This is a genomic window from Inquilinus sp., from assembly GCF_057815775.1.
In genome coordinates, this window is sequence record NZ_JBYRFX010000934.1 from 1 (window position 1) to 4336 (window position 4336).

General features: G+C 70.9%; 4 protein-coding genes. 3 read left to right on the forward strand and 1 reads right to left on the reverse strand.

What is annotated here, in order from left to right; genetic code table 11:
* Nucleotides 1-184 precede the first annotated feature (184 nt).
* Nucleotides 185-1066: an SDR family oxidoreductase gene (locus tag AC3XYG_RS33345; RefSeq protein ID WP_489144190.1), complete on the reverse strand. Its 882-nt coding sequence runs from the start codon at nt 1064-1066 to the stop codon at nt 185-187.
* Nucleotides 1067-1277: 211 nt separating this feature from the next.
* On the opposite strand from AC3XYG_RS33345, the gene AC3XYG_RS33350 reads away from it, so the two are divergent.
* The 3 genes from AC3XYG_RS33350 to cbiE form a co-directional block, all read left to right on the forward strand.
* Nucleotides 1278-2381, forward strand: coding sequence for a sirohydrochlorin chelatase (locus AC3XYG_RS33350; RefSeq protein ID WP_489144191.1), 1104 nt, complete (start codon nt 1278-1280; stop codon nt 2379-2381).
* A gap of 8 nt (nt 2382-2389) precedes the next feature.
* The gene (locus AC3XYG_RS33355) at nt 2390-3124 is read left to right on the forward strand and encodes a precorrin-8X methylmutase (RefSeq protein ID WP_489144192.1); all 735 of its coding nucleotides are present in this window, start codon (nt 2390-2392) and stop codon (nt 3122-3124) included.
* Nucleotides 3124-4336, forward strand: a 1213-nt coding sequence (cbiE, locus tag AC3XYG_RS33360; protein ID WP_489144193.1) for a precorrin-6y C5,15-methyltransferase (decarboxylating) subunit CbiE, incomplete at its 3' end; no start/stop codon positions are given. The genes AC3XYG_RS33355 and cbiE, both read left to right, overlap by 1 nt.

The window sequence follows — 4336 nt, forward strand, 5'->3', positions numbered from 1 at the left end:
GTATAAGCACCCGATTCGGTGAGTCGAAAGGGCCGGCGATGCCAAGGATGAAAGCGGCCGGCCAATCGTTCCTTTTCTGTCATTGCCGGGCTTGACCCGGCAATCCAGAGGATGTCGACATCCTCTGGATGCCCGGATCAAGTCCGGGCATGACAGTTGGTGAGAGGGCTTCAGTTGGCCAGCCTTACGCTCGTTCCTCCGCCCAGATCGCGTCCAGGCCTTCCCGGTAGCTCGGATAGGCCAGCGTGACGCCCAGCTCATCCTTGATGCGGTCGACCGTCAGCCGCTTGCACTCGGCATAGAATTCGCGGCCCAGCGGCGACAGGCCGGCGTCTTCGAACGGCACCAGCGGCGGCGGGTCGATGCCGAGCAACTGGCAGGCGTAGTCGATCGGGTCGTTCGGGCTGGACGGGTGGCCGTCGGCGACGTTGTAGATCGCCCCGGCACGCGGCCGGCTGATCGAGGCCAGCAGGATGCTGCCGATGTCGTCGACATGGATGCGGTTGAACACCTGGCCCGGCTTGTCGATCCGCCGGGCGCGGCCGCGCCGCAGCTGGTCGAAGGCGCTGCGCCCGGGCCCGTAGATGCCGGCCAGCCGGAACACCTGCACCGGCACGCCGGTGTCCTGGAAGGCGGCGAACCAGGCGCGCTCGGCCTCCAGCCGCTTCCAGCCGCGCGGCGAGCCGGGGGCGGGGTCGGCGCTCTCATCGATCCAGGCGCCGGCGCGGTCGCCATAGACGGCCGGGGTCGAGAGGTAGCCGACCCAGCGCAACCCAGGCAGCGCCCGCAGGCTCGCGGTCAGCGCCGGCACCGCCGGGTCGCCCGAGTCTTCCGGCGAGATCGACTGCACCAGATGGGTGGTGCCGGCTAGCAATGCGGGGTCGAGCGGCTGGTTCGGGCCGAAGGCGTGGGCCTCGAAGCCCTCGGCCTGCAGCTGTGCCAGCCGGTCGGGGTCGCGGGTGGTGCCGGCGACCTGCCAGCCGAGGTCGCGCAGGCGCCGCGCCAGCCGCGTCATGCTGTAGCCGAGGCCGAAGACGAAGAGCCTTCCGGGTCGCAGATCGTCCATGGGGAGTCGCGTCGCCTGTTGCATCGGAGGGGACCGCTATAGCAATGTGCCGGCCAGGACGTCGACGGTGCGTCCTGCGACGCCCCCGGGACACTTGCAGTGACGGGGTTTCTTCGGACGGATAGATCCAAGCGATATCCGCGCGTGCCGCCCACCGTCCGCTGCCGGGATTCGTCCCGGTCGTGCCGGCATTGGCGTGGGGCCAGGAGGCATGATGGCGGGCAAGCTGGGTGTGATGATCTGCGGCCATGGCAGCCGGGATCAGGGAGCCGTGGACGAATTCGCCGCCGTCTCGCTGCAGTTGCGCAAGCGCCTGCCGCAATACGAGGTCGATTACGGCTATCTCGAATTCGCCCGGCCGATCATCCGCGATGGGCTGGACCGGCTGCAGGCCAAGGGCGTGACCGAGGTGCTGGCGATCCCCGGCATGCTGTTCGCCGCCGGCCACGCCAAGAACGACATCCCCTCGGTGCTGAACACCTACCAGGCGCAGCATCCCGGCCTGACCATCCGCTACGGTCGCGAACTCGGCATCGACGTGAAGATGCTGCGCGCCGCCGGCGAGCGGGTGCAGGAGGCGGTGGAGATCGCCGATGGGCGCCGCGAAGACGGGCCGGTGCCGCTGCACGAGACCATGCTGGTGGTGGTCGGCCGCGGCGCCTCGGACCCCGACGCCAATTCCAATGTCGCCAAGGTCATGCGGATGATCTGGGAAGGCCTGGGCTTCGGCTGGGGCGAGACCGCCTATTCCGGCGTGACCTTCCCGCTGGTCGAGCCGGCGCTGGAGCATGCGGCCAAGCTGGGCTATCGCCGCATCGTCGTGTTCCCGTATTTCCTGTTCACCGGCATCCTGGTCGACCGGATCTACGACGCCACCGATGTGGTGGCCGCGCGCCATCCGGAGATCGAATTCGTCAAGGCGCGCTACCTCAGCGACCACCCGATGGTGCTGGCGACGCTGGAGGAACGGATCGGCGAGATCCTGGACGGCACCGGCAACATGAACTGCCAGATGTGCAAGTACCGGATGCAGGTGCTGGGCTTCGAGGCCGAGGTCGGCCTGCCGCAGGAAAGCCACCACCACCATGTCGAGGGCATCGTGGGGGGGCCGGCGCATGAGCATGGGCACGACCACGACCACGACCATCCTCACGATCACGCGCATGGCCACGACCACGATCACGGGCATAGCCACGATCATGGGCACAGCCATGACCATGGCCACAGCCATGGGCACGATCACGGCCATCACCATCATCCCTATCCCCATGCCGACCACCCGCTGGGGCCGAAGAGCCTGAAGAAGGCCGGGTGAGGGCTGGGATGGCGCGGTCTTCCTACATCCCCGGCGACGAACCGCTGCCGCTGCTCGACGAGATCGAGAAGCGGCGCGGCCTCGCCCTGTCCTCCCGGGGAGAGGCTTCGCCGGGTCGCACCGACTATCTCCGCGACCCCGACGCGATCTACCGCCAGTCCTTCGCCACCATCCGGGCCGAGGCGCGGCTGGAGCGGTTCCCGGCCGATGTCGCCGAGATCGCCATCCGCGTGGCCCATGCCTGCGGCATGGTCGAGGTGGTTGACGACCTGGCCTTCGACCCCGATGTGGCCGCGCGCGGCCGGGCCGCCCTGGCGGCCGGCGCGCCGGTGCTGGCGGATTGCCGCATGGTCGAGGTCGGCATCATCCGGGCGCGGCTGCCGGCAGGAAATGATGTGGTCTCGCTGATCGGAGACCCGTCGCTGCCCGACCTGGCGCGGCGCCTGGGCACCACCCGCTCCGCCGCGATGGTCGAGCTGTGGCGCGACCGGCTGGACGGCGCGGTGGTGGCGATCGGCAATGCGCCGACAGCGCTGTTCCGGCTGCTGGAACTGCTGGCCGACGGCGCGCCGAAGCCGGCGGCGATCCTCGGCTTCCCCGTCGGCTTCGTCGGCGCCGCCGAATCCAAGGCGGCGCTGGTCGATAGCGGCCTCGGCGTGCCGTTCCTGACCCTGCCCGGGCGGCGCGGCGGCAGCGCCATGGCCTCGGCCGCGGTCAATGCTTTGGCGCGGGACGGGATCTGATGACCCCCTGGCTCTCGGTCATCGGCATCGGCGAGGACGGGCTTGATGGCTTGGCGCCGACCGCCCGCGCGCTTTACGACAGCGCCGAGATCGTGGTCGGCGGCAAGCGGCACCTGGAGATGGTGCCCGAGGACGGCCGCCGCCGGATCCCCTGGCCGCCGCAGCTGCTGGCGCTGGTGCCGGAGATCGAGGCGCTGCGCGGCCGCCGGGTCTGCGTGCTGGCCAGCGGCGATCCGATGTGCTTCGGCGTCGGCGTCACCCTGTCGCGCCGCATCCCGATCGCCGAGATGGTGGTGGTGCCGGCGCCCTCCGCCTTCAGCCTGGCCTGCGCCCGGCTGGGCTGGCCGCTGGTCGAGGTGCGCATGGTGACGCTGCACGGCCGGCCGCTGGAGCTGGCGGTGCCGCATCTGCAGCCCGGTGCGAAGCTTCTGGTGCTCAGCGCCGACCGCACCACGCCGGGCCGGCTGGCCGCCTTGCTGCGCGACACCGGCTGGGGCCGCAGTGGCTTCAGTGTGCTGGAGCGGATGGGCGGGCAAGGCGAGCGCATCACCCGTGCCACGGCCGGGACCTGGGACGGCCAGGAGGTCGATGACCTCAACACCATCGCGGTCGACTGCGTCGCCGGGCCGGGGACGAGAGTCTTCCCGACCGTGCCGGGCCTGCCGGACGACGCCTTCGCCCATGACGGCCAGCTGACCAAGCGCGAGATGCGGGCGATGACCCTGGCGGCGCTGGCGCCATCGCCCGGGCAGATGCTGTGGGATGTCGGCGCCGGCTGCGGCTCCATCGCCATTGAGTGGATGCGCTGCGATCCGCGCAGCCGGGCCGTGGCGATCGAACGCGACGACAGCCGGATCGCCCTGATCGCGCAGAACGCGGCGGCGCTGGGCACCCCGTTCCTGAAGGTGCTGCGCGGCGAGGCTCCGGATGCGCTGGCGGGCGACCTGCCGCGGCCCGACGCGGTGTTCGTCGGCGGCGGCGTCACCGGGGATGGCGTGGTCGAAGCCTGCTGGGCGGCGCTGCCGTCGGGCGGCCGTCTCGTCGCCAATGTGGTGACGGCGGAGGGCGAGGCCGCGGTGGTCGGCCACCACGCCCGGCTGGGCGGCAGCCTGACCCGCATCGCCGTGTCGCGCGCCGAGCCGATCGGCGGCTTCCACGGCTGGCGCCCACTGATGCCGGTGACGCAATGGGCGACGGTAAAGCCGTGGGGGG

What these genes read in the sequence shown, in the direction of transcription:
- AC3XYG_RS33345 (WP_489144190.1), bottom strand. Translation starts at nt 1,066, where the DNA reads ATGGACGATCTGCGACCCGGAAGGCTCTTCGTCTTCGGCCTCGGCTAC.
- AC3XYG_RS33350 (WP_489144191.1), top strand. Translation starts at nt 1,278, where the DNA reads ATGATGGCGGGCAAGCTGGGTGTGATGATCTGCGGCCATGGCAGCCGG.
- AC3XYG_RS33355 (WP_489144192.1), top strand. Translation starts at nt 2,390, where the DNA reads ATGGCGCGGTCTTCCTACATCCCCGGCGACGAACCGCTGCCGCTGCTC.